Here is a 24583-nt window from a genome sequence, read left to right on the forward strand (position 1 = left end):
TTACCCCGGCCCCTCCCCTCCGGGAGAGGGGAGCCCGACGACCGAAAGATGTTTGCTAACGTCAGTTTACGGTCGGCTCCCCTCTCCCGGAGGGGAGGGGCCGGGGGTGGGGTTAAACGATAGCTGGATATCCTAATTATGAAACTCCAATTTGACGCCGAGCAGGACTACCAGAAAGCGGCCGTGCAGGCCGTGGTCGATGCCTTTGAAGGCCAGCCCCTGAGCCAGGGGCCGCTCGAAGTGGCCGTGAGCGCCGGCGCGGCGGCCGGCTCGCTGGCGTTTACTGAGAAAGGCATTGCTAACCGGCTGGTGCTGGCCGAGGCGCAACTGCTCGACAACATCCGGGCCGGGCAGGCGGCGCGGGGGCTGCCGCTGGCTACCGAGCTGGTGCCCTGCGTGTTTAAGAACGCGGCGGGCGAAACCGACGCCGACAGCCTGCCCCTCAACCTGACGGTGGAGATGGAAACCGGCACCGGCAAAACCTACGTGTATTTGCGCACCATCTACGAGCTGCACCGCACGTATGGCTTCCGCAAGTTTGTGATTGTGGTGCCGAGCGTAGCCATCCGGGAGGGCGTGTGGAAGTCGCTGGCTATCACGCACGAGCACTTTCAGGCGCATTTTGGCTACCCGCCGGTGCAGTACGCGGTGTACGACAGCGGCAACCCGGCCGCGCTGCGCAGCTTTGCGGTGAGCGACGCCTTGCAGATTCTGGTCATCAACATCGACTCGTTTGCCAAAGACAGCAACCTCATCAACAAAACCCGTGAAACGGGCGTGCGGCCCATCGAGTACCTGCAAGCCACGCGCCCCATCGTGGTGGTCGACGAGCCCCAGAACCTGGAAACCGACGCCCGCAAGGCCGCCCTGGCCGAGCTGCGCCCACTGGCCACGCTGCGCTATTCGGCCACGCACAAGGCGTTTTACAACCTCGTGTACTCGCTGAACCCGGTGCAGGCCTACGACCTGGGGCTGGTAAAACAGATTGAGGTAGACGGCATTACGGCCGATGGCAACTACAACGCGGCCTTTGTGCGGGTGCGCCGCATCGAGCAGGGCAAAACGGCGCACAAGGCCCGGCTGCTCCTCTACGCCAATGAGAAAGGCGGCGTGAAACAGAAGGAAGTGAGCGCCGGCCTGGGCAGCGACCTCTACGCCCTGAGCAAGCAGCGCGACATCTACCGCGAGGGCTTCATTGTGAATGAGCTAGACCCCGAGGAAGGCAGCGTTACGTTTTCAAACGGCCTGCGCGTAGTGGCGGGCCAGGACGTGGGCGGCCTCACCGAGGCCGTGCTGCGCTACCAGCTCGAGCGCACCATCAAGTGGCACTTCGAAAAGCTCAAGCGCCTCAAGCCCAAAGGCCTCAAGGTGCTGTCGCTGTTTTTTGTGGACCGCGTGGCCAGCTACCGGCTCTACGACCCCGCGAGCAAAGAGCGTCGGCCCGGCCGGTTTGCCGAGTGGTTTGAGGAGATTTTTGCGCAGTACGCCGCTAAAAAAGAATACGCCGGCCTCATCCCCTACCCCGCCGCGCAGGTGCACGACGGCTACTTTTCGCAAGACAAGGCCAGCCCGGCCGGCAAGGACACGCGCGGCGACACGGCCCTCGACCGCGACACCTACGCCCTGATAATGCGCGATAAAGAGCGCCTGCTAAGCCAGGACGAACCGCTGCAATTTATCTTTTCGCACTCGGCGCTGCGCGAAGGCTGGGACAACCCGAACGTCTTCCAAATCTGCACCCTCAACGAGACGCAGAGCGACGTGAAGAAGCGCCAGGAAATCGGCCGGGGACTGCGCCTGCCCGTCGATGCCAGCGGCCAACGCGTGCAGGATAAGGCGCTCAACATCCTGACCGTCATTGCCAATGAAAGCTACGAAGACTTTTCGGCGGCTTTGCAGCGCGAAATCCAGGACGAAACCGGCGTGGCCTTCGCCGGCCGCACCCGCGACGCGGCCGAGCGCCGCCAGCTGCGCCTGACGAAGGAGCTGACGCCCGAAAATCACCCGGCGTTTTTCGCGCTCTGGGAGCGCATCAAGCACCGCACGCGCTACCGCGTCGAGTTCAAAACCGAGGAGCTGATAGCCGGGGCCGTGGCCGAGCTGCGCGACCGGCACCGTACGCCGCCCACCCACGCCCCGCAGCTGCAAGCCCGCAAGGCCCGCCTGAGCTACACCGATGAGGGCATTGCGGGTATGCTGGCGGCCGAGGCGCAAATCACACTCAATACGGCGGCTTACGCCGTGCCCGACGTGTACGGCTACCTGCAAAGCCGCGTCGATATTACCCGGCCCACCATCTACCAGATTCTCCGGCAGTCGGGCCGGGCCGAGGAGCTGCTCATCAACCCGCAGCTGTTTCTCGACAACGTGGTGCGGGCCATCCGGCGCACGCTGCAACGCCTGCAAGTAGCGGGCATCAAGTACGAGCAGCTGGGTGGGCAGGAATACGAGATGCGCCTTTTCGAGGACGAAGAACTAGCGCAGTACGCCCGCAACCTCTACGAAGTGCAGCGCCCCGAGCGCACGCTTTACAACTACGTGCCCGTCGACAGCGCCACCGAGCGCCACTTTGCCGCCAGCTGCGACGCGGCCGAGCGCGTCGAGTTCTACGTGAAGCTGCCGCGCAATTTCCTCATCCCGACGCCGCTGGGCAGCTACCGCCCCGACTGGGCCCTGGTGCTGCGCGGCGACCAGCGCATTTACTTCGTGGTCGAAACCAAGGGCAGCGCCGGTCAGGCCGAGCCCATCGACCCACAGACACTGCGCGGCAAGGAAGAGCTGAAAATAGCCTGCGGCACCGAGCACTTTGCCGTGCTGGAGCCGCTGGGCGTAGCCTACGAGGTAGCCGCCAACCTGAAGGACATCGGGTAGCCCGAGCGGCGCTTCTTTTGCAACCCAAGTGAAAGCGCGCGCGGCCTCACAGCCGCTCACGCACCTCGCGCAGCAGGCGCTCCATGGCGTTGCGGGTGGCCTGGTCGCTACCCGGAATGCCGTTGTTGAAGAACGTGACGGCCACCAGCCGGCCGCTGCGGCAGCGCACGTAGCCCGCCAGGTTGCAGGTGTGGGTGAGGGTGCCGGTTTTGCCCCACAGCCACGGCAGCCTGGGCGGGCCGGCCTCGAAGTAGCGCTTGCGCAGGGTGCCCTGGCCACCGCCGGCCGCCAGCAAGCCCAGCAGGCGCGGCTCGGGCACCTGCCGGTGCAGGCGCACCAGCAGCGCCGTGAGGGCGCGCGGCGTCAGCAAATTCAGCCGCGACAGCCCCGAGCCATCGACCCAGTCGGGGCGGTCGGGCAGGTCGCGCAGCTGGTTTCGGAGCAGGTAGCGAATGGCCCGCGCCCCGCTCAAGGAGTCGCGGTAGCCCACCTGCGTGCTGGTCATCAGTAGTAATTGCTCGGCCAGGAAATTGTCGCTCACGCGCAGCATACGGCGGTAGAGCGAGTCGGCGCGCAGCCCGCGCAAGGTGCGGATGCTGTCGCGGCCGGGGCGCGGGCGCCACGCCGTGCCCACGATGGCGCGGCGCAGCGTGTCGCCGAGCAGCCGCAAAAACAGCTGCCGGCTGGTGCGGTAGGGCACCTCGTCTATCCACTTTTTAACCCCTGGGCGGTAGGTAAAGCGGTTTTCGAGCTGCGCCCGAAACACGTGCATGTCGTCGTCCTGGTCGGGCGAGAGGCGAAAATCAACCCCCGCCCGCTCGGTGAGCGGCGCAAACGCCCGCGGGTACACCCGCACCCGCTGCGGCAGCGCCTGGGCCGGTGCGCCCGGCCGGGGCCGCACTAGCGCCGGGGCCGCCGCGTAGAAGCGCACCGTGTTGCCATACAGCGGAAACGCCGTGCGCTCGGGCTGAAAGTAGTAGTTGAAATCGTCCCAGGTCCAGCCCGGCCCGTAGGCGGGCACGGTAGCGATGTCGCAGTAAGCCAGCAGCTTCTCGGGCCGCTGGGCCAGGAAGGTGTAGGCCCGGCGCGAGGGCACGTCGCCGTGCAGCAGGGTGGGGTCGCCGGTGCCCTGGAAAAACAGCGTATCGCCCCGCGAGAAGTAGCGCAAACTGGGCAGCGAGTCGGGCAGCAGCGTGAGGCCGGCGTAGAGGCTGAGCAGCTTCATGGTGCTGGCCGGCGTGAAGTAGCGCGCCTCGTTGTAGCCAAACAGCGCCTCGCCGGTGGCGGCATCGGCCAGGGCCACGCCTACCATCTGGCGGCGCAGCGTGGCCGAGCTATCGAGCTGCTGGCGCAGCCAGGGCAAGTCGGCGCGGCCGGTGGCCGAGTCGCGCACGAGGCCGGGCGGCGCGGGCGCGGTAGCGGGCGGGTTTTGGCCGCAGGCGGTGGTGAGCGAGAGCAGCGCCAGCGGCAGCAGCGCGGCAAAGCGCCGCGGCCGGCGCTGGGAAAGAGCGGAAAGCGAAAAAGCAGGCACGGGCGCAACTTAAGCAGAAACCCCGGCGCAGGCGGCCGGGCAGGGCTTTTTACGGGCGGGCGCGCCGGGCGGCCGGTACCTTTGCGCTTACTCTACCCTTCCTTTCGGCCGCCGCGCGCGGGGCCGGCTTTCCGTTTTCCACATGAAAAAATACCTATTGCTACTGCTGCTGGCTGGCCACCAGGCCGCTGCGCAAACCCCAGCGCCCCTCACCGCGCACCTCGATAAAGTAAAGCTGACCTTTGCCCTAAGCGCCGACGGGCGGCCCACCTACGCCGTCACCTACGGCACCAAGCCCGTGGTAAATACCTCGCGCCTGGGCTTGGTTTTTCAGGATAAGCAGGGCTTCGACGGGCCGCTGACGCTGACGGGCAGCGAGGTGAAAGACGTGGATGAAACCTGGCAGCCGGTGCTGGGCGAAGTCAAGACCATCCGCAACCACTACCAGCAGCTGACGGTGCACCTGCGGCAGCCCGCCGCGCCCGGCCGCCGCGTCGATGTCGTGTTTCGGGTGTTTGCCGATGGCGTGGGCTTTCGCTACGAGCTGCCGCGCCAGCTGGCGCTCGGCAACTGCGTGGTGACGGACGAGCTCACCGAGTTTGCGCTGCCCGCCGACCACCAGGCCTTCTGGCTGCCCGCCGACTACGACACCAACGAGTACCTCTACACGAAGTCGCGCCTGAGCGCGGTCGACAATTCGGCGCAGGTGAAAAACTCGACCGAGATAGCCGTGCGCGTCGCGCCCGACGCGCAGGGCGTGGCCACGCCGCTCATGCTCAAGGCTGATAACGGCCTGTACGTCAACATCCACGAGGCGGCGCAGGTCGACTACCCGGCCATGCAGCTGCACGTGGACCGGGCCAGCCACCGCCTCACCGCCCGGCTGGTGCCCGACGCGGTGGGTAGCAAAGCCTTCTGGCACGCGCCGGCCAGCACGCCCTGGCGCACGATAATCGTGAGTGATAAGGCGACCGACATTCTGGCGTCCAAGCTCATTCTCAATTTAAATGAGCCCAGCAAAATTGTCGATACGGGCTGGATAAAGCCCATGAAATTCGTGGGCGTGTGGTGGGAAATGCAGGTCGGCCGCAGCGACTGGAAATACGCCGAAAGCCTCGACACGCTCGACGCGCGGGGGCGCCTCCTCCCCACCGGCCGGCACGGGGCCAATACGCAGAATGTGAAGCGCTACATCGATTTTGCGGCGCAACACGGCCTGGGCGGCGTGCTGGTAGAAGGCTGGAACGTGGGCTGGGAAGACTGGTTTGGCAACTGGAAAGAGCGGGTGTTTGACTTCGTGACGCCCTACCCCGACTTCGACGTGGCCGGCCTTAGTGCTTATGCTAAAAGCAAGAACGTGAGCCTCATCATGCACCACGAAACCAGCGGCGCGGCCACCAACTACGAGCAGCACCTCGACACGGCCTACGCCTTCATGAACCACTACGGCTACTCCTCGGTGAAAACCGGCTACGTGGGCCGCATCATCCCGCGCGGCGAGCACCACGACGGGCAGTGGATGAGCAACCACTACGTGCGGGTGGCCGAAATGGCGGCCAAGCACCACGTAACCGTGGATATGCACGAGGCCGTGCGCCCCACCGGCCTTTCGCGCACCTACCCCAACTGGCTGGCCAGCGAGGCCGGCCGCGGCAACGAGTACAACGCCTTCAGCACCGGCAGTCCGCCCGCCCACGAAACCATCCTGCCCTTCACCCGCCTCATGGGCGGGCCGATGGACTACACGCCCGGCATCTTCCGGCTGCAAGGCTACAGCGCCAGCGACCCCAAGCGCCAGGTACACACCACGCTGGCCAAGCAGCTGGCCTTGTACGTGACGCTGTACTCGCCGCTGCAAATGGCCGCCGACTTGCCCGAAAACTACGAGGCGCACCTCGACGCCTTTCAGTTTATCAAGGACGTGCCGACGGACTGGGACGACACGCACATCCTCGCTGCCGAGCCGGGCGACTACCTCACCACCGTGCGACAAGCCAAGGGCCGTGATGAGTGGTACCTGGGCAGCATCACCAACGAAAGCGCCCGCCAGCAGCCCGTGAAGCTCGATTTCCTCACGCCCGGCCGCCGCTACGAGGCCATCATCTACGCCGATGGCCCGGATGCCGACTGGCAGCGCAACCCGGCCAGCTACCAGATTACTCGGCAGGTCGTGACCAATAAGTCGAAGCTCACGCTGCGGCTGGCGCCGGGCGGCGGCGCGGCCGTCAGCTTCAAGCCGGTGGCCGCCAAGCAGTAGCCACTGGCCTGGGTGCCGGTGGGGCAGCGCAGCTTCTGCGCGCTTTAGACCCAGGCGCATCGGCCCATCGATTTACTGCCGCTCGGGCTATAAAAATAGCAGGATAGCCTAGTACATTTGGCGGCTACAAGCAATTAATTTTTTATATGTCTGAATACCCTGATTTTATTACGCCCGAGCAGTACGACCAGTACACGGCCGCTTGGGCCGCGCTCATCGACAGTGGCGACGCCACAGCCTTGGAGCAGGCCTTTGAGGCGCCGGGCGGCGCGCGCCTGAATTTTCTGAATTTCTCGCTCGACCAGGTAGTGGCGCTGGTCACGGCCCCGGGGGTACGCAGCATCAAGGCGCGCTTTCTGCTGATGCCCAGCCCGGCGAGCGGGTCGCGCTTCAGCGTGGCGCTGTTTGCCGCCGACACGCCGGCCAAAGACACCAGCGAGCCGCTGACGCCCTACTACATCCCGACGCCGGCCCCGGCCACCACCACCCAAACCGTGGAGCCCGCGCCGGGCCCCAGCACCCAGCTACCGCGGGCCGAGGCCGTGCGCTGGCTCAGCGACTGGGCAAACACGATGCCCCAGGACTTTACCACCGGCATCTTCACCACCGACAGCGGCCCGCTGCAAGGCGGTAATTTTGAGGTAAGCACCTTCCAGGACCCATTGGCAATGGCCCCGCCCTATACCAATAAAACGCTGTTTCTCAACCTCAGCCTCATCCAAGACCCCGAGCCGACCGCAGACCTGGTCGTGTACATCGGCGCGCTCGGCAGCCGCACGCAGGGCAGCATCGAGGGGCTGCCGACTGGCGACGACTACTATGATGGAATGCAGGCGTGCCCGCCCAATCACTAGGCTGCATTTTGCCGCCAGCCTCTTCAACCAGCCTGCCTTTATAGTATGCTCGATGCTTATCTGAATTATCTGGTTTCGTTTATTACCGGGCTAGAAATAGCGGCCGGCCTGCTGGGGCTAGTACGCTATCGCCGGCTGCCGCCCAGCCTACGCTGGCTGGCGCTGCTGGTATGCTTCGACGCCACGATGGAGATAACTCTTTGGCTATTAGTGAATGTATTTGGCTTTAAGAACAACCTGTTCATGTTCCCGTTTATCGCGGCGGGGGAGATAGTGCTTCAAATCCTGCTGTACCGGCAGGTACTTCAGTCGGCAGTTTTCAACCGGATAGTGCCGTGGCTACTGGGTTTCTTTTGCCTGTACGCCTTGCTTAATAGCCCACTCTTTTCTACGGTTACGACCTACGTTATCAGCCTGGAAATACTTGTTGCCTTAGCACAGATAGGCTTGGCAGGCCTTTATTTCCAGAAGCTGCTCAATGAGCTGCGTGTGCAACATTTATACCGCGACCCCTTCTTCTGGTTGTCTGTAGCTTTAATGACGTATAGTTTAGCAAATATGATGATTAATCTATTCAGCCATTACCTACTGACCTACTGCACTGCACAGCTACAAAAAATAGTTTTTTGGGGCGTTCGTGGTGGTACCAATCTAATCCTCTACCTCGCCTACATGCTAGTGCTGTGGGCGCGCCCGGCACCCGCCAATGCGGGCCCGGCCCAGCTAACCTAAACGGGCGGGGCCAGAAAGCAGTATGCCAGGTACGTAGGGGTAGCGGCGAACCTGCCCGCTGCCTACTTCTTCCTAATGAGCATCAACCTGCTTGCGTCCATTGCCGGCTACCTGGCAGTAGGGCTAGTGCTGGTGGCGGCCACTATTGGCCTGGCCCGCTACCGGCGGCTGCCCCAGGCGCAGCGCTACCTAGCGCTGCTGGCCGCCTTCGACGTGGTGATGGAGCTCACCGTCATGACCCTGCATCGCATCCTGCACCTGCCCTCCAACCTGTTTCTGTTTCCCCTCATCGCGATTGGGGAGGTTGGGCTGCTGGCGCTGGCCTACCGGGCGGCGCTCAAGTCGGCCACCTTCGGGCGGGTGATGCCGTGGGTGGTGGCCGTGTTCAGCGGGTATGCGCTGTGGACGAGCTGGGTGGAGTTTCACCGCGTGCACTACCCCACCACCTTCCAGATTACGGCCGATTTGCTGCAATTCGCCCTGGCCGCGCTGTATTTTTGGAAGCTGCTGCGCGAGCTGCACGTCGCGCACCCGCAGCGCGACCCGTTCTTTTGGGTGTCGGTGGGGCTGCTGGTGTTCGTGCTGGGCGATTTGCTGATTATGCTGTTCAGCAACTACCTGCTGGCGCACTACTCGGTGGAGCTGCAGCGGCTGGTGCTGGCGGTGGTGCGGCCTTGCTTTCTTCTTTTTCTTTACGGCTGCTACAGCCTGGCTTTATGGATGCGCCCGCCGAAAACGAATTCTTTAAGCTCCTGATTATCGGCATCGGGCTGCTGCTGCTGGTGGGCGGCGCGCTGGTGCTGTTTGTGGTCACGTACCAAAAGCGCCTGCTCCAGCAGCAATTGCGCCTGCGCGAGGCCGAGGCCGAGTACCAGCGCCAGCTGCTGGCCGCCGTGATTGAAGCCCAGGAGCACGAGCGCGAGCGCATCGGGCGCGACCTGCACGATGGTATCGGGGCCACGCTGGCCACGACCCGCCTGCTCATGGGCCGCCTCGAAACCAACAGCCAGCCCACCGCCGATGCCGAAGACGCCGGCCTGTTTGGCATGGTCAACGAGCTGATGGGCACCGCCGTGCACGACGTGCGCAGCATTTCGCACAGCTTGTTTCCGGCCGTGCTCTCGCGCTACGGCCTCGCCGAAGCCCTCCAGCACCTGGTAGACGTGAGCAACGAAACCGGGGCCCTCGACGTGGAGCTGGAGGTAGACTACCCACAGCCGCTGCCCCTGGCCCAGGAGCTGGCCCTCTACCGCATTTGCCAGGAGCTGATACACAACGCCCTGAAGCACGCCAAGGGCGCCACCCGCCTCGATGTACTGCTGCGCCAGCGCGGCCCCTTGCTCACGCTGGTGGTCGAAGACGACGGCTGCGGCCTGGCCCCCACCTCGGGCCCCGAGGGCCCGGCGCTCATCAAGGGCGCGGGCCTGCGCAGCATCGATGTGCGCGTGCAGATGCTGCACGCCCGCCTGCGCCAGGAGTCGGAGCCCGGCCAGGGGTTGCGCACGCTGGTAGAAGTGCCGGCGCTGGCCGCCGCGTAGCAGCGCGGGCTGGCGCGTAGCTCCTCTACCCGCGCCGCTGCGTTCCCGTACTGTTAAGTCTGCATTACCCCACGGCCCCTGCCGGGCCGTTTGAGACACGGGCAGGCGACCTTTGCAACATGGCTACAGTTGATTTTCCGGTTCAGATAGCCTTGCTCGACGACCACCCGTTGTTCAGGCAGGGCATGCGCTACATTTTACAATCGCTACCCTTCGTAGAGTCGGTAGTGGAAGCCGGCGCGTATGCCGAGCTGCTGGCGCTGTGCCGCCAGCGCCTGCCCGACGTGCTGCTCCTCGACCTGCAAATGCCCGGCATGGACGGCCCCGAGGTGGCCGAGCGCCTGCTGGCCGAGTTTCCCGACCTCAAAATCATCGTACTCTCGATGTTCTCGGCCGACAAGTTCATCACCCAGATGATGAAGCTCGGGGCCCGCAGCTACCTGCCCAAAGACGTAAACCAGGCGGAGCTGACCCAGGCCCTGCAAGCCGTGCTCACGACCGGCCACTACTTCAGCGAGCGCGTGTCGCGGGCGCTGGTGCGCGGCGTGCAGCACCCCACCCGCCAGCCCGCCACCAGCCTGCTGCTCACTGAGGAAGTGCACTTTACCAAGCGCGAGCTCGACGTGCTGCGCCTCATCTGCGAGGGCCGCACTACGGCCGAAATCGCCGAAGACCTCTTTCTGAGCAGCCGCACCGTGGACGGGCACCGCCAGCGCCTGCTCGAAAAAACGGGCTCGCCCAACGTAGCCAGCCTCGGCGTGTACGCCGTGCGCCACGGCCTGCTCGACGGCTAAACGACAGAAGAAAGGGGGTACCCCCGTATTTCTACGGGGGTCAGAAAAACGGGTATTTCTACGCTAAAACCAGCCTATTGCCCCGCTCCACCTTTGCAGAGCAAATGCCTGGTCGTGCCGGGTGCCGCTGTTGTCCACTTTCTGAGCTACCCCCAAACTTAGCCTTTCCGCCCCTGGTATTTCCTACCCCTCTATACTGGCCTGCCCAGCCGCTGCAAAACAAGCTTCACTCTTCTGCCGGCTCGTCCGGTTTCTGCAAAAACAAGCTTAGCCCCCGGTAGCCCCGCCTGTTAGTTCGCCCTTCGGCCGCACTACCAGGCGGGGCCAGCTGTTTCTTAAGGGTTTTGCAACTGCTAAAAAGGGGGGTTGCTGCCCACGCCGCTCATCAAGCCTACTTCATCGTCAAGAATTTCTGCTGCATCACGTCCTGCACCGAGCGGCCCGAAAGCTTGCTTTCGAGCCACGAAATGATGTCGAAATACAGAAATGGCCGCCGCTCGTAGGGCTGCGCGGCAATCTCTTCGAGCCGGGCTTTCAGCTTGCTAAACTCGTCGCGCAGCTGGCCGGGGGCCACGCTGCCCACCCGCCGCAGGAAGCGAAACACCGCCACCTGCATCGGCTGCTGGTCGTTCATCTTGCCCAAAAACTGGTACACCGAGCGCACCTGATGCTCTAGCTCGGCATCCTGGCCGGCCTCGTAGTGCGCCACCAGGTTGAGGATGCGCGCGAAACACTGCAAGTCCTCGCGCAAGCCCTGCTCCTTTTGGTCTATGATGCGGTTTAAGTACTTGATGGCCTGCTTATACTGGCCGCTGCCAAAGTAGAGGCAGGCAATTTTATAGTAGAAGACCAGCGTGCGGTGCAGGTCGAGCTGCGACTTGTATTCGCCGAGCTGCTCCAGCAGCTCGGGCACCATCTCCACGCCCTCGGTAAAGCGCGCCTCCAGAAAGCAGGCGTTGATGCGGTTGGTCCAGATGTACTGAAACAGCAGGGCCTCGGTGTTAGGCGTGGCGCGGCGCGTCTGGCTGGCCGAAAAGTCTTCCAGCTTGCGCAGCACCTCCATGAACTTGCTGTAGTACTGCATGTTGAACAGCGCCGCCAGCAGATTGTGCAAGCCCTTGATGTAGAGCATCGTCTGGCTTTCCTGAAGCGCCGGCTGCAACTCAAACAAGTCGACCCACTTCTGCGCGTAGCGGTAGCAGGCCCGAAAATCCTGGTTGATGGTGTGGTACCACACCTGCGCCTGGTAGAAATAGAGCTTCTCCCAAAAGCCGCTGGCCCGCCCCAGCGTCGCCGGCACGTGCGCCCGGAAGTACGCCGTAAATCGCTCGTGGTCAGCCTGATTTCGGGCGTGCCCGGCTTGCAGGTACAGCCCGTAGAGCCGTAGCGAAGCATTAGACAAGGCGTGCTGCTGGCCCAGGTGGGCGGCCGTAGCCGTGGCCTCGGCCGCCAGCGACTCGGCCCGGCCCTGCAAGCTGCGCGTGATGTACTGCGACTCGATAAGCTTTTCAAAATCAATGGCCAGCAGCGCCACGTGCGGCAGCTCGGCCTGCTGAGCGGCCAGCTTCACCTTGGCCAGCATGCGCAGGGCCTGCTGGTAGAAGCCCTTGTTGTAGAGCACGCGGGCGTAGTCGAGCTGCTCGTGCAGCTGAATATCAAGATTTTGGCCGGCGTGGTAGAGGCGCAGGCTAGCCAGCAGCTGCCGGTAGAGGTTGGCCTTGAGGTTGGCGAGCTGGGCGCGCTTGAGCGTGGGCACCTGGGCGAGTACGCGCTCCTCGTCGAGGGTTTCCTGGGCGTCGAAGGCGTCGAAAAGCTGCAAGAATTTCAGGCCCTCGGTCGAGCCCTGGCGGTTGGTGAACAGGCGAAAATGGCGCTTTTCGGACTGCGTCAGGGATTTTATCAGCTGAAAAACCGGGTCGCTGGCTCTGTTTGGCATTGTAAAATACAACCGTATAAACTACTGATTATTATACTATTATCAAAATAAGCTATCCGCTTGGAAATAATAGAAATCACTAAAAAATGTTTTTTGCCCGTCGAAAAATCCTGGTACTTGCAGCGCAATAACAAAGCTGCACCCGCCCCGGCGGGTTTTTACTCCTATGGCGACGCAAAAAATTCAGATTTTCGACACTACCCTCCGCGACGGCGAACAGGTGCCGGGCTGCAAGCTAAACCAACAGGAGAAGCTGGTTATTGCCCGGCAGCTCGAAGCGCTGGGGGTCGATGTCATCGAGGCCGGCTTCCCAGTGTCGAGCCCTGGCGACTTCGCCGCCGTGGCGGCCATCGCGGCCCAAACTACCGAAGCTACGGTGTGCGGCCTTACCCGCGCCGTGGAGAACGACATTCGCGTGGCCGCCGATGCCCTGCGCTCGGCTCGCCGCCCGCGCATCCACACCGGCATCGGCACTAGCGACCTGCACGTGCAGCAGAAGCTGCGCACCACCCGCGAAGACGTAGTAGCGCGCGCCGTGGCCGCCGTGAAACTCGCCAAGAGCTTCGTCGAAGACGTCGAGTTTTATGCCGAAGATGCCGGCCGCACCGACAACGAGTTTTTGGCTCGTGTGTGCGAGGCCGTGATTGCCGCCGGGGCCACTGTGCTCAACATCCCCGACACCACCGGCTACTGCCTGCCTCACGAGTACGGTGCCAAGATTAAGTACCTGTACGAGAATGTAAAGGGTATTGACCGGGCCATTCTTTCCACCCACTGCCACAACGACCTAGGGCTGGCCACGGCCAATTCCATCGCGGGTGTGAGCAACGGGGCCCGGCAAATAGAGTGCACCATCAACGGCGTGGGCGAGCGCGCTGGCAACACCTCGCTCGAAGAGGTAGTGATGATTATGCGCCAGCACCCCACGCTGAACCTCTACACCGACGTAAATACCCGCCTGCTCACCGAAACCTCGGCCCTCGTGTCGCACCTCATGAGCATGCCCGTGCAAGCCAACAAGGCTATTGTGGGCGCCAACGCCTTCGCGCACAGCAGCGGCATCCACCAGGATGGCGTCATTAAGTGCCGCGAAACCTACGAAATTATCGACCCCAAAGAGGTTGGCGCCATCGATTCGACTATCGTACTCACGGCCCGCTCGGGCCGCGCTGCGCTGGCCTACCGCCTCCAAAAGCTCGGCTACAACCTAGAGCGCCCGGCCCTGAACGCGGCCTACGCCAGCTTCTTGCAGCTCGCTGACCGCCAGCGCGAAGTGGTTGACACTGACTTACACATCCTTATCGAACAAGAAAAACTAGTAGCCATCGGCTAAGCGGGCTAAGGAAACGGGGTGGCAGGTGCTGCCAGTGGGTGGGAGCAGGGAAGTCAGGGGGTCGGGTTAACAACCCAATAACGCCATTCTTTCACACTCGTTGACACGACCAAAACTTCCCCCTGTTGCTTCGTTTCCTTGGCTTTTTTTATTACTTATCTGCTAAAAGACGTTTGTCATGCTGAGCTTGTCGAAGCATCTCTACCGCCCCGTCGAACGGTTTGGATGAAGCGACAGAGATGCTTCGACTCCGCTGCGCTCCGCTCAGCATGACAAACGTAAAAAACGATTATACCTAAACCCATGCCGCGCACATTAGTTGATAAAATATGGGATGCCCACGTCGTTCGCTCCATCGCGAGCGGGCAAGACGTGGTGTACATCGACCGCCACCTGATTCACGAAGTAACTAGCCCCCAGGCGTTTGATGAAATCGCCGCGCGCGGCCTAGAGCTATTTCGCCCCAACCAGATTATTGCCACGGCCGACCACAACGTGCCGACTCTCAACCAGCACCTCCCCATCGCGGAGCCGCTTTCGCGTTCGCAGGTAGATAAGCTGACCGATAACTGCCAGAAATATGGCATTGAATTATACGGCCTAGGTCATCAGCGTCAGGGTATTGTGCACGTTATCGGGCCGGAGCTGGGTTTAACCCAGCCGGGCCTCACGATGGTGTGCGGCGACAGCCACACCAGCACCCACGGCGCGTTTGGCGCGGTGGCCTTCGGCATCGGCACCAGCCAAGTAGCCCAGGTGATGGCCTCGCAGTGCCTGCTGCTCACGCGCCCCAAGCGGATGCGCGTAGCGGTAGAAGGGGAGTTACGGCCCGGCGTTACGGCCAAGGACTTGATTCTCTATATCATCGCGCAGCTCGGTACGGGCGGCGCTACTGGCTATTTCGTGGAATACGCGGGCAGTGCGGTGCGCGGCCTCAGCATGGAAGGCCGCATGACGGTCTGCAACATGAGCATCGAGATGGGCGCCCGCGGCGGCCTCATCGCCCCCGATGCTACCACGTTTGCCTACGTCGAGGGTCGGCCTTTTGCACCGAAGGGCCAAGCCTGGAATGATGCCGTGGGCTACTGGGAAACGCTGTATTCGGACGAGGACGCGGTATTCGACGCCGAGTTTGTGTACGACGCAGCCGACATCACGCCCATGATTACCTACGGCACTAACCCCGGCATGGGCATTCCGCTCACCGGCCACGTGCCCAGCCAGGTGCCTGAGGCCGAAGCCGAAAGCTTCGACAAGTCATTGAAGTACATGGGCTTCGAGCGCGGCGAGTCGCTCCTAGGTAAGCAAATCGACTACGTATTCATCGGCAGCTGCACCAACTCGCGCATTGAAGATTTGCGCACGGTAGCTGCCTACGTGCAAGGCAAGCACAAGGCTGGGCACGTGGAGGCCATCATCGTGCCGGGCTCTAAGCAGGTAGAACAGCAAGCCATTGCGGAGGGCATCGACAAGATTCTGGCCGAAGCGGGCTTTGAGCTACGCGAGCCTGGTTGCAGCGCTTGCCTGGCCATGAACGAGGACAAAATCCCGGCCGGCAAGTACTGCGTGGCTACCTCTAACCGCAATTTCGAGGGTCGCCAAGGCCCAGGCTCGCGCACGCTGCTGGCCTCGCCGCTGGTAGCCGCCATTACGGCCGTGCAGGGCCGCATCGTTGACATTACGCAGTATTTGAACTGATTAGTACTTAGTGCACAGTGCTTGGTGGTTAGAATTTGCCAAGCACCAAGCACCAAGCACTAGGCACCAAGCACTAGGCACCAAGCATGGAAAAATTTCAAACCCTGCACACTACCGGCCGGCCGCTGCCGCTGGAAAACATTGATACCGACCAGATTATTCCGGCCCGGTTTCTGAAGGCAACTACCCGCGAGGGCTTTGGCGAAAATCTGTTTCGCGACTGGCGCTACAACCCCGACGGCTCGCCCAAGGCTGACTTTGTGCTGAACGACCCGCGCTACAGCGGCCAGATTCTGGTAGCCGGCAAAAACTTCGGCTGCGGCTCTAGCCGCGAGCACGCCGCTTGGGCGCTGTACGACGCTGGTTTTCGCACTGTTATTTCGAGCTACTTCGCCGATATTTTTCGGGGTAATGCGCTGAATACGGGTCTACTGCCGCTGCAAGTGAGCGACGAAGTACTGGCGCGCTTGCTAGCTGCCATTGAGGCCGACCCTACCCTAGAGCTCGTCGTGGACCTGCCCGCCCAGACGCTGGCTGTGCCAGCCTGGGGCGAAACGTTCAGCTTCGCCATCGACCCCTACAAAAAGGAATGTCTGATTAATGGCTACGACGACATCGACTTTTTAGTAAATCAAAAATCGGCCATCGAGGCCTACGAACAACAACGCGCATGGACATGGTAACCAAGAAAATAGCTTTACTGCCTGGTGATGGCATCGGGCCGGAAGTCTGTCGGCAGGCCGTGAAAGTGCTCGACGCCGTAGCCGAGCGCTTCGGCCACCGCTTTGAGTTTACCTCGCACCTAGTGGGCGCTTGCGCCATCGACGCTACCGGCAACCCGCTGCCCGACGAAACCTTGGCCGCCTGCCGCGCCTCCGACGCGGTGCTGTTCGGCGCCATCGGCGACCCCAAGTACGACAACGACCCCACCGCTAAGGTGCGCCCCGAGCAGGGCCTGCTGAAGATGCGCAAAGAGCTGGGCTTGTTTGCCAATATCCGCCCCGTGACGGCCTATAAGGCGCTACTGAAGCACTCGCCGCTGAAAGCTGACCGCATCGAAGGCACCGACCTCGTGATTTTCCGGGAGTTGACGGGCGGCATCTACTTCGGCGGGAAGGGCCGCGCCGAAGACGGCTCGGCTTACGATAACTGCACGTATTCGCGCGCCGAGATTGAGCGCATCGCGCACCTCGCGTTTCAGTCAGCCAATAGCCGCCGCAAGCACCTGACGCTGGTAGACAAGGCCAACGTGCTGGAAACGTCGCGCTTGTGGCGCGAGGTGGTGCAAGAAATTGCGCCTAGCTACCCCGAAGTGGCCGTTGACTACTTATTTGTAGACAACGCTGCGATGCAAATTATCATCAACCCCAAGCAGTTTGACGTGATGTTGACCGAGAATATGTTCGGCGACATCATTTCGGACGAAGCCTCGGTTATTGCCGGCTCAATGGGCCTGCTCCCTTCGGCCTCAGTAGGCGCCGAAGTGGCGGTGTTTGAGCCCATACACGGCTCCTACCCCCAGGCTAAAGGCAAGGGCATTGCCAACCCGCTGGCGGCCATCCTTTCAGCCGCCATGCTGCTCGACCACGTGGGCCTGCCCGAAGAAGCCGAGCTAGTGCGCGAAGCTGTGGATGAGGCGCTTACCAACCAGATTCTGACGCCCGAGCTCAACCCCACTGCGCCCTATACCACCGAGCAAGTGGGCAGCTACGTGGCCTTCTGGATTGCCGACTCGAACGAGCAGCAATGGAACGCTCACAACATCGCGGTGGGCGTAAGCACGATTATCTAGCTGTTGCGCGGACTTTGTAGTCCGCGTGGCGAGCGCCCTTAACCGTCGCGGACTACAAAGTCCGCGCAACATTTTTCAATAAAAAACGCTCACTTTAGTGAAAAAGCCCGCAACTAGCTGTACGTTTGCATCATGCAAGCCCAGCTGTTCCATATTATTAGCGTCGTCGCCGTGATTATTTCACGGGGAACGAGGATGCTATGCTGCTAGGGTAACCACCTGACTGCTGCCAGCCATCCTCATCCCAGGATGGCTTTTTTTATGCCCGCTTTTTCACTAATCTGCCTCATGCACCCGCGCCTGCTACCCGTCATTTCCGTGGTCATTATTTCTACCCTCGCGGGCTAGCCAGGACTTCTTACGCCAAAGAAAACCTTCCTAGCCCGCAGCCAGGAAGGTTTTTTTAGGGCCAAACCACCGCCAACGCCTCGGTAACGGGCACCACGCACCAAGCACTAATACCATGTCACTCAATAAATTCAGCCGCATCTATACCCAAGACGACAGCTTGCCCGCCTCGCAGGCCATGCTCATCGGCGCGGGCCTGTCGGATGCGGATTTGCGTAAGCCGTTTGTGGGCATCTGCTCCACGGGCTTCGAGGGCAACACCTGCAACATGCACCTCGATGGCCTGGCCGACGAGGTGAAGCGCGGCGTGGCCGCCCAGGGGCTGGTGGGGCTGCGCTTCAATACCATCGGCGTGAGCGACGGCATCACGAACGGCAACGCCGGGATGCGCTTTTCGCTGGTGTCGCGGGAGATTATCGCCGACTCGATTGAGGCCATGGCCGGTGCGCACTACTACGACGCCATTGCCACGGTGGTGGGCTGCGATAAGAACATGCCGGGCGCCCTCATCGCCATGGCGCGGCTGAATCGGCCTTCGCTAATGGTGTACGGCGGCACTATCCGGGGCGGCGAGTTTAAGGGCCAGCAGCTCAACATTGTATCGTGCTTTGAGGCCTACGGCAAGAAGGTAAACGGGCAGATTTCGGAGGAAGACTACCAGGGCATCATCCACAATGCGTGCCCCGGCCCCGGCGCCTGCGGCGGCATGTACACGGCTAACACCATGGCCGCCGCCATCGAGACCCTAGGGATGACGGTGCCCGCCTCGTCGTCGCTGCCCGCCGAGAGCAGCGCCAAGGTGCAGGAATGCCTCGACACGGGCGCCTACCTGCGCCGCCTGTTGGAGCTAGACTTGAAGCCTCGCGACATCCTAACCCGCGAGGCATTTGAGAACGCGATGGTGGTGATAACGGTGCTCGGCGGCTCGACTAATGCCGTGCTGCACCTCATCGCCATTGCCCACGCGGCCGGCGTGCACCTGACGATGGAGGACTTCCAGGCCGTGAGCAACCGCGTGCCGGTGCTCGCCGACCTCAAGCCCAGCGGCAAGTATCTGATGGAGGACTTGTCAAAAATTGGGGGTGTGCCCGCCGTGCAGCGCACCCTGCTCGACTATGGCCTGCTGAATGGCGACCTGATGACCGTGACCGGCCGCACGCTGGCCGAAAATCTGGCCGACGTGAAGCCCCTAGGTGCCGAGCAAGACCTGCTGCGCCCCCTCGACCAGCCCATCAAGGCCGACGGGCACATCCAGATGCTGTATGGCAACCTCGCCACCAAGGGCAGCGTGGCCAAAATCAGCGGCAAGGAAGGCCTGCGGTTTGAAGGCCCGGCCATTGTCTTCAACTCGGAAGAAGAACTAAACCAAGGCATTACTGAGCACAAAATCAAGCCCGGGCAGGTAGTGGTGATTCGCTACGTGGGGCCGAAAGGTGGGCCAGGTATGCCCGAAATGCTGAAGCCGACCTCGGCCATCATGGGCGCCGGCCTAGGTGACAAAGTGGCCCTGATAACCGACGGACGCTTCTCAGGCGGTACCCACGGCTTCGTGATTGGCCACGTTTGCCCCGAGGCCTTTGACGGGGGCGGCCTGGCGCTGGTAGAAGATGGTGACTGGATTATCCTCGACGCCACCGCGAACACCATCAACGTGCAGCTCTCGGACGACGAGCTCGCCGCCCGCCGTGCTGCCTGGCAGCGCCCGCCGTTGCCCGCCAAGCAGGGCGTACTTCTCAAATACATCCGCACCGTGAGCGACGCCAGCCACGGCTGCATCACCGATTTAGTAGAAGAAAATTATGTCAACGCAGACCTTAGCCCAGCCCGCCGCTAGCCCGGCCGCTGCCCCCGAGACTACGCCCATCACCGGCGCAGTAGCCACGCTGCAAGCGCTGGTGGCCGAGGGCGTAGACACTATTTTTGGCTACCCCGGCGGGGCCATCATCCCGATTTACGACGCGCTCTACGACTTTCAGCCGGAGCTCAACCACGTGCTGGTGCGCCACGAGCAGGGCGGCATTCATGCCGCGCAGGGCTATGCGCGCAGCTCGGGCCGGGTGGGTGTGGCGCTGGCCACGAGCGGGCCGGGTGCGACCAACCTCGTAACCGGGCTGGCCGATGCCATGATTGACAGCACGCCGCTGGTGTGCATTACGGGGCAGGTATTTGCGCACTTGCTGGGCACCGATGCCTTTCAGGAGACGGATATCATCAACATCACGACGCCCGTCACGAAGTGGAACTACCAGGTAACGAGAGCGGAGGAGATTCCCGAGGCGCTGGCGAAGGCGTTCTACATCGCGCGCAGCGGCCGGCCCGGGCCAGTATTGGTGGATATCACCAAGAACGCGCAGATGCAGACCTTCGACGCGCCAGCCTACGAGCGCTGCACGCACATCCGCAGCTATCGGCCCGCGCCAGTGGTGCGCAAGGAGTACATCGAGCAGGCGGCGGCCTTGATTAACAGTGCCAAGCGGCCGTTCATCCTCTGGGGGCAGGGCGTGGTGCTGGGCAAGGCCGAGCAGGAGTTCAAGGAATTTGTGGAGAAAAGCGGCATCCCGGCGGCCTGGACCATCCTAGGGGTGGGCGCGCTGGCCACTGGCCACCCGCTGAATGTGGGCATGCTGGGCATGCACGGCAACTACGGCCCCAACGTGCTCACCAACGAGTGCGACGTGCTGATTGCCATCGGGATGCGCTTCGACGACCGCGTGACCGGCCGCCTCGACAAGTACGCCAAGCAGGCGCAGGTGGTGCACCTCGACATCGACCCCACCGAGATTGATAAGAACGTAAAAACCACCGTGCCGGTGTGGGGCGACTGTAAGGAAACCCTACCCCTACTCACGGCGCTAATTGAGCGCCGCGAGCACCCCGAGTGGCTGGCCCGCTTCAACGACTACAACGCGCAGGAAGTAGACGCCGTGATTCGGGAAGAATTATTCCCGACCTCGGAAGAGCTGACGATGGGCGAAGTGATGCAGCAGCTCAACGAAATCACGGGTGGCGAAGCAGTTATCGTGTCTGATGTGGGGCAGCACCAGATGATAGCCTGCCGCTACGCGCTGCAAAATCAGTCGCGCAGCCACGTCACGAGCGGCGGCCTAGGTACCATGGGCTTTGCTTTGCCGGCGGCTATCGGGGCCAAGTTTGGCGCGCCGCACCGGCCGGTAGTGGCCGTGATTGGCGACGGCGGCGTGCAGATGACCATTCAGGAGTTGGGCACCATCATGCAGACGGGCGTGGATGTGAAAATCATCATCCTGAACAACGAGTTTTTGGGTATGGTACGGCAGTGGCAGGAGCTGTTTCACCAGCGTCGCTACTCGTTCGTGGACATCCAAAGCCCTGACTATGTGGCTGTGGCCGCGGGCTACCGCATCGCGGGTCAGCGCGTGGATGCCCGCGCCGACCTGCGCCCGACTTTGGAGAAGATGCTGGCGCACCCTGGCTCCTTCCTGCTGGAAGTGATGGTGACTAAGGAGAATAACATCTTCCCGATGGTGCCGCAGGGGTGCAGCGTGGCCGAGATACGGCTGCGGTAGTAGCTAATTAATATAAGGTAGCCATGCTGAGCGCAGCGCAGCGGAGTCGAAGCACCTCTACCGGTGAACTAACTCCTGACGTCAACAACGAAGCGGTAGAGATGCTTCGACTTCGCTGCGCTCCGCTCAGCATGACATACGCTTCATACGCTTAAAACTTACTGATTATGAGCCAAGACCCCGCCGCTCGCCAAGAATACAACATCACCGCGTACACCGAAAACCAGGTGGGCTTGCTCAACCGCATTGCCATCATCTTTTCGCGCCGCAAAATCAACATCGAGAGCCTCAACGTGTCGCCTTCCGAGATTGAAGGTATTCACCGCTTCAACATCGTGATTGTGGAAACGGAGGAAGTAGTGGAGAAGCTAGCCAAGCAAATCGAGAAGCAGGTGGAAGTGCTGAAAGTGTACTACAACACCAACGCCGACGTGATTTGGCAGGAGATGGCCCTCTACAAAGTGCCCACCGACGTGATTGCCGAGAAGGTACTCGTGGAGCGCCTGCTGCGCGAAAACGGGGCTAGGGCCGTGGTGATTCGCAAGGACTATACGGTGTTTGAAACCACCGGCCACCGCGAGGAAACCGACAATCTCATCAAGGCTTTGCAGCCTTACGGCCTGATTGAGTTTGTGCGCTCGGCGCGCATTGCCATCATTAAGGCCAGCGAAGGCTTCCACCGCAAGCTGCAAGAGTTTGAGCGCCGCGAACCCAGCGAGGAAGTGGCCGAAAATGAGTTTTTGAACGACCGCGAACAGGTCTTCACGATGTAAACCAGTTGCGCGGGCTTCGCAGTCCGCGTTTTCAAAAAACACCTTTTTTCCAACCATTCGCGGACTACAACGCCCGCGCAACATTCACCCCCACTATGGCAACCATCAACTTTGGCGGCGTACCCGAAACCGTTATCACTCGCGACGAATTTCCGCTGCAAAAGGCCCTTGAATTTCTAGCCAACGAGACCATCGCCGTTATCGGCTACGGCGTGCAGGGCCCCGGCCAAGCGCTGAACATGCGCGACAATGGCTTCCGCGTAATCGTAGGTCAGCGCGAGGGCACGCCTTCGTGGGAGCGCGCCCTCAAGGATGGCTGGGTGCCGGGCGAGTCGCTATTCGGCATCGAGGAGGCGGCCGACAAGGGCACCATCATCTGCAACCTGCTGAGCGACGCCGGCCAGATTGCGCTGTGGCCCACGCTGAAGCAGTACCTCACCCCCGGCAAGACGCTGTACTTCTCGCACGGCTTCGGCATCACCTTCAACGACCAGACGGGCATCGTACCCTCGCAAGACATCGACGTAATTCTGGTAGCGCCCAAGGGCAGCGGCACCAGCCTGCGCCGCTTGTTCGTGGCCGGTGGCGGCTTGAACTCGTCGTTTGCAGTGTACCAGGATGCCAGCGGCAAGGCTTGGGAAAAAGCCATCGCCATGGGTATTGGCGTAGGTTCGGGCTACCTGTTCGAGACTGATTTCAAGAAAGAAGTTTACTCCGACCTCACCGGCGAGCGTGGCGTGCTGATGGGTGCCCTAGCTGGCATCATCGAGGCTCAGTACCAAGTGCTGCGCCAGCGTGGTCACTCGCCATCAGAAGCATTCAATGAAACCGTAGAAGAGCTGACCCAGAGCCTCGTACCGCTGGTAGGTGAGAATGGCATGGACTGGATGTTTGCCAACTGCTCGGTAACGGCCCAGCGCGGTGCCCTAGACTGGAAAGGTAAATTCCGCGACGCTACTCTGCCCGTACTCAACGACCTCTACGACAGCGTAGCCAGTGGTGAAGAAGCCCGCCGCACCATCGAGCGCGGCTCGACGCCGAACTACCGCAAAGAGCTGGAAGCCGAGTTGCAGGAAGTGCGCGAGTCGGAGCTGTGGGCCACGGGTGCCACCGTACGCGAGCTGCGCTCGCGCAGCAGCGAGAATGTAGAAGCATAATTTTTAGTATTGCTTAGGGCTTGGTGCCTGGTGCTTAGGAACTGCCCGTGCGGCTGTCTTTCCTAGGTATCAGGCACCAACTTCTAAGCACCCATTTCGAAGCACTATGCACGAGGTACTAAGCACCGAATTTGCCGTCACCCTAGAAAACGTCGAGCAGGCGGCGCGCCGCCTCAAGGGCGTCATTACCAAAACGCCCCTGATTCACAACCTAGGGCTGTCGCGCAGCTACGACGCCACCGTGCTACTCAAGCGCGAGGACTTGCAGGTGGTGCGCTCGTACAAGATTCGGGGGGCTTATAACAAGATTGCCACGCTGCCGACCACCGTACCGGCCCGCCAAATAGTGTGCGCCAGCGCCGGCAACCACGCCCAGGGCGTGGCCTACGCCTGCCAGCTGCTGGGCCTGAAATGCGACATTTTCATGCCCGCCCAAACGCCCGCGCAGAAGGTGGACAAGGTGCGGCTCTTCGGCAAGGACATGGTGACGGTGCACCTCACGGGCCGCACGTTTGATGACTGCTACCACGCGGCGCAGGCGTTTTGCGACGAGCGCGGCAGCACCTTCGTGCACCCGTTTGACGACCTCGCCATTGTGGAAGGGCAAGCCACGGTAGGGCTGGAAATTCTGAAAGCGACCCACGACACGCAAATTGACTTTTGCTTCATGCCCATCGGCGGCGGCGGGCTGGCCTCGGGGCTGGCCAGCGTGTTTCGGCAGTTGAGCCCGCACACCAAGCTTATCGGGGTGCAGCCCCTAGGTGCGCCCAGCATGCACGACGCCCTACGCGCCGGGCAGCGGCAAGCCCTGCCCAGCCTCGACACCTTCGTGGATGGCGCGGCCGTGAAGTGCCCCGGCGAGCTCACGTTTGAGATTTGCCAAGCGCTGCTTGATGAGGTGCACCTCGTGCCCGAAGGCCAAGTGTGCGAAGACTTGCTGAAAATGTATAACGAGGAGGGTATGGTACTAGAGCCCGCCGGCACGCTCGCCATCTCGGCCCTGCACGCCTACGCCGACCAGATAAAGGGCAAAACCGTGGTGTGCATCGTGAGCGGCTCCAACAACGACATCACCCGCATGGAGGACATCAAGGAGCGCGCCCAGCGCCACCAAGGCCTCAAGCACTACTTCATGGTGCGCTTCAACCAGGCGCCGGGCGCGCTACGGCGCTTCGTGAATAACGTACTGGCCGAGGGCGAGGACATCATTCAGTTTCAGTATATCAAGAAGAATAACAAGGAGAAAGGCCCCGTTTTCATCGGCGTGGAGGTGCGGCAGCACGGCGACGAGGCCGGCATCATGGCCCGCATGGCGGCCGAGGGCTTCGGCTTTGAGTATTTGAATGGCCAGCAGGATTTTCTGAGTCTGCTGGTATAGATAACGTTCGTCATGCTTCGACTCCGCTCAGCATGACGAACATATC

18 protein-coding genes are annotated in these 24583 nt (G+C 61.9%); 16 read left to right on the forward strand and 2 right to left on the reverse strand.

The window, feature by feature from the left end:
• Nucleotides 1–138 precede the first annotated feature (138 nt).
• Nucleotides 139–2871, forward strand: a complete 2733-nt coding sequence (locus tag VFO93_RS08120) for a DEAD/DEAH box helicase family protein (protein ID WP_325133856.1) — start codon at nucleotides 139–141, stop codon at nucleotides 2869–2871.
• 46 nt (nucleotides 2872–2917) lie between these two features.
• On the opposite strand, the gene VFO93_RS08125 is transcribed toward VFO93_RS08120, so the two are convergent.
• Nucleotides 2918–4402 (reverse strand): D-alanyl-D-alanine carboxypeptidase, encoded by a 1485-nt coding sequence (locus VFO93_RS08125; protein ID WP_325133857.1) that lies wholly within the window; start codon nucleotides 4400–4402, stop codon nucleotides 2918–2920.
• Between the two features lie 142 nt (nucleotides 4403–4544).
• Between VFO93_RS08125 and VFO93_RS08130 the strand changes: the two genes are divergently transcribed.
• From VFO93_RS08130 to VFO93_RS08155, 6 genes are all read left to right on the forward strand, one after another.
• A complete protein-coding gene (locus VFO93_RS08130) occupies nucleotides 4545–6659 on the forward strand; it encodes a glycoside hydrolase family 97 protein (RefSeq protein ID WP_325133858.1) in 2115 nt (704 codons plus the stop codon).
• Nucleotides 6660–6805: 146 nt separating this feature from the next.
• The gene (locus VFO93_RS08135) at nucleotides 6806–7513 is read left to right on the forward strand and encodes a hypothetical protein (RefSeq protein ID WP_325133859.1); all 708 of its coding nucleotides are present in this window, start codon (nucleotides 6806–6808) and stop codon (nucleotides 7511–7513) included.
• Nucleotides 7514–7558: 45 nt separating this feature from the next.
• Entirely contained in the window at nucleotides 7559–8245 is a 687-nt protein-coding gene (locus VFO93_RS08140) for a hypothetical protein (protein ID WP_325133860.1), read from the forward strand.
• A gap of 75 nt (nucleotides 8246–8320) precedes the next feature.
• Nucleotides 8321–9001, forward strand: a complete 681-nt coding sequence (locus VFO93_RS08145) for a hypothetical protein (protein WP_325133861.1) — start codon at nucleotides 8321–8323, stop codon at nucleotides 8999–9001.
• Nucleotides 8962–9783, forward strand: a complete 822-nt coding sequence (locus VFO93_RS08150; protein WP_325133862.1) for a sensor histidine kinase — start codon at nucleotides 8962–8964, stop codon at nucleotides 9781–9783. The genes VFO93_RS08145 and VFO93_RS08150 overlap by 40 nt, the downstream gene beginning before the upstream one ends.
• Nucleotides 9784–9902: 119 nt before the next feature.
• On the forward strand, nucleotides 9903–10577 hold the full coding sequence (locus VFO93_RS08155; RefSeq protein WP_325133863.1) for a response regulator transcription factor: 675 nt from the start codon (nucleotides 9903–9905) through the stop codon (nucleotides 10575–10577).
• A gap of 391 nt (nucleotides 10578–10968) precedes the next feature.
• Here VFO93_RS08155 and VFO93_RS08160 read toward each other — a convergent pair whose 3' ends face one another.
• On the reverse strand, nucleotides 10969–12513 hold the full coding sequence (locus VFO93_RS08160) for a hypothetical protein (RefSeq protein WP_325133864.1): 1545 nt from the start codon (nucleotides 12511–12513) through the stop codon (nucleotides 10969–10971).
• Between the two features lie 166 nt (nucleotides 12514–12679).
• On the opposite strand from VFO93_RS08160, the gene VFO93_RS08165 reads away from it, so the two are divergent.
• The 9 genes from VFO93_RS08165 to ilvA all read left to right on the forward strand — a co-directional run bounded on the left by VFO93_RS08165 (nucleotide 12680) and on the right by ilvA (nucleotide 24537).
• On the forward strand, nucleotides 12680–13846 hold the full coding sequence (locus VFO93_RS08165) for a 2-isopropylmalate synthase (protein ID WP_325133865.1): 1167 nt from the start codon (nucleotides 12680–12682) through the stop codon (nucleotides 13844–13846).
• 303 nt (nucleotides 13847–14149) lie between these two features.
• Entirely contained in the window at nucleotides 14150–15544 is a 1395-nt protein-coding gene (gene leuC, locus VFO93_RS08170) for a 3-isopropylmalate dehydratase large subunit (protein ID WP_325133866.1), read from the forward strand.
• 86 nt (nucleotides 15545–15630) lie between these two features.
• The gene (leuD, locus tag VFO93_RS08175) at nucleotides 15631–16227 is read left to right on the forward strand and encodes a 3-isopropylmalate dehydratase small subunit (RefSeq protein ID WP_325133867.1); all 597 of its coding nucleotides are present in this window, start codon (nucleotides 15631–15633) and stop codon (nucleotides 16225–16227) included.
• Nucleotides 16215–17336, forward strand: a complete 1122-nt coding sequence (gene leuB / locus VFO93_RS08180; protein WP_325133868.1) for a 3-isopropylmalate dehydrogenase — start codon at nucleotides 16215–16217, stop codon at nucleotides 17334–17336. The genes leuD and leuB overlap by 13 nt, the downstream gene beginning before the upstream one ends.
• 463 nt (nucleotides 17337–17799) lie before the next feature.
• Complete coding sequence (gene ilvD / locus VFO93_RS08185; RefSeq protein WP_325133869.1) at nucleotides 17800–19518, forward strand: dihydroxy-acid dehydratase; 1719 nt, start codon at nucleotides 17800–17802, stop codon at nucleotides 19516–19518.
• Nucleotides 19484–21229 (forward strand): biosynthetic-type acetolactate synthase large subunit, encoded by a 1746-nt coding sequence (gene ilvB, locus VFO93_RS08190; RefSeq protein WP_325133870.1) that lies wholly within the window; start codon nucleotides 19484–19486, stop codon nucleotides 21227–21229. The genes ilvD and ilvB overlap by 35 nt, the downstream gene beginning before the upstream one ends.
• A gap of 167 nt (nucleotides 21230–21396) precedes the next feature.
• Nucleotides 21397–22002, forward strand: a complete 606-nt coding sequence (ilvN, locus tag VFO93_RS08195) for an acetolactate synthase small subunit (RefSeq protein ID WP_325133871.1) — start codon at nucleotides 21397–21399, stop codon at nucleotides 22000–22002.
• Nucleotides 22003–22097: 95 nt separating this feature from the next.
• Complete coding sequence (gene ilvC, locus VFO93_RS08200; protein WP_325133872.1) at nucleotides 22098–23159, forward strand: ketol-acid reductoisomerase; 1062 nt, start codon at nucleotides 22098–22100, stop codon at nucleotides 23157–23159.
• A 106-nt stretch (nucleotides 23160–23265) separates the two neighbouring features.
• Entirely contained in the window at nucleotides 23266–24537 is a 1272-nt protein-coding gene (gene ilvA, locus VFO93_RS08205; RefSeq protein ID WP_325133873.1) for a threonine ammonia-lyase IlvA, read from the forward strand.
• Nucleotides 24538–24583: the final 46 nt, after the last annotated feature.

The sequence above is a fragment of the Hymenobacter sp. genome (genome assembly GCF_035709525.1).
GTDB lineage: Bacteria > Bacteroidota > Bacteroidia > Cytophagales > Hymenobacteraceae > Hymenobacter.

What these genes read in the sequence shown, in the direction of transcription:
- VFO93_RS08150 (WP_325133862.1), top strand. Translation starts at nt 8,962, where the DNA reads ATGGATGCGCCCGCCGAAAACGAATTCTTTAAGCTCCTGATTATCGGC.
- leuD (WP_325133867.1), top strand. Translation starts at nt 15,631, where the DNA reads ATGGAAAAATTTCAAACCCTGCACACTACCGGCCGGCCGCTGCCGCTG.
- VFO93_RS08160 (WP_325133864.1), bottom strand. Translation starts at nt 12,513, where the DNA reads ATGCCAAACAGAGCCAGCGACCCGGTTTTTCAGCTGATAAAATCCCTG.
- ilvD (WP_325133869.1), top strand. Translation starts at nt 17,800, where the DNA reads ATGTCACTCAATAAATTCAGCCGCATCTATACCCAAGACGACAGCTTG.
- ilvN (WP_325133871.1), top strand. Translation starts at nt 21,397, where the DNA reads ATGAGCCAAGACCCCGCCGCTCGCCAAGAATACAACATCACCGCGTAC.
- VFO93_RS08155 (WP_325133863.1), top strand. Translation starts at nt 9,903, where the DNA reads ATGGCTACAGTTGATTTTCCGGTTCAGATAGCCTTGCTCGACGACCAC.
- VFO93_RS08165 (WP_325133865.1), top strand. Translation starts at nt 12,680, where the DNA reads ATGGCGACGCAAAAAATTCAGATTTTCGACACTACCCTCCGCGACGGC.
- leuC (WP_325133866.1), top strand. Translation starts at nt 14,150, where the DNA reads ATGCCGCGCACATTAGTTGATAAAATATGGGATGCCCACGTCGTTCGC.
- leuB (WP_325133868.1), top strand. Translation starts at nt 16,215, where the DNA reads ATGGACATGGTAACCAAGAAAATAGCTTTACTGCCTGGTGATGGCATC.
- ilvC (WP_325133872.1), top strand. Translation starts at nt 22,098, where the DNA reads ATGGCAACCATCAACTTTGGCGGCGTACCCGAAACCGTTATCACTCGC.
- ilvA (WP_325133873.1), top strand. Translation starts at nt 23,266, where the DNA reads ATGCACGAGGTACTAAGCACCGAATTTGCCGTCACCCTAGAAAACGTC.
- VFO93_RS08120 (WP_325133856.1), top strand. Translation starts at nt 139, where the DNA reads ATGAAACTCCAATTTGACGCCGAGCAGGACTACCAGAAAGCGGCCGTG.
- VFO93_RS08135 (WP_325133859.1), top strand. Translation starts at nt 6,806, where the DNA reads ATGTCTGAATACCCTGATTTTATTACGCCCGAGCAGTACGACCAGTAC.
- VFO93_RS08130 (WP_325133858.1), top strand. Translation starts at nt 4,545, where the DNA reads ATGAAAAAATACCTATTGCTACTGCTGCTGGCTGGCCACCAGGCCGCT.
- VFO93_RS08145 (WP_325133861.1), top strand. Translation starts at nt 8,321, where the DNA reads ATGAGCATCAACCTGCTTGCGTCCATTGCCGGCTACCTGGCAGTAGGG.
- ilvB (WP_325133870.1), top strand. Translation starts at nt 19,484, where the DNA reads ATGTCAACGCAGACCTTAGCCCAGCCCGCCGCTAGCCCGGCCGCTGCC.
- VFO93_RS08140 (WP_325133860.1), top strand. Translation starts at nt 7,559, where the DNA reads ATGCTCGATGCTTATCTGAATTATCTGGTTTCGTTTATTACCGGGCTA.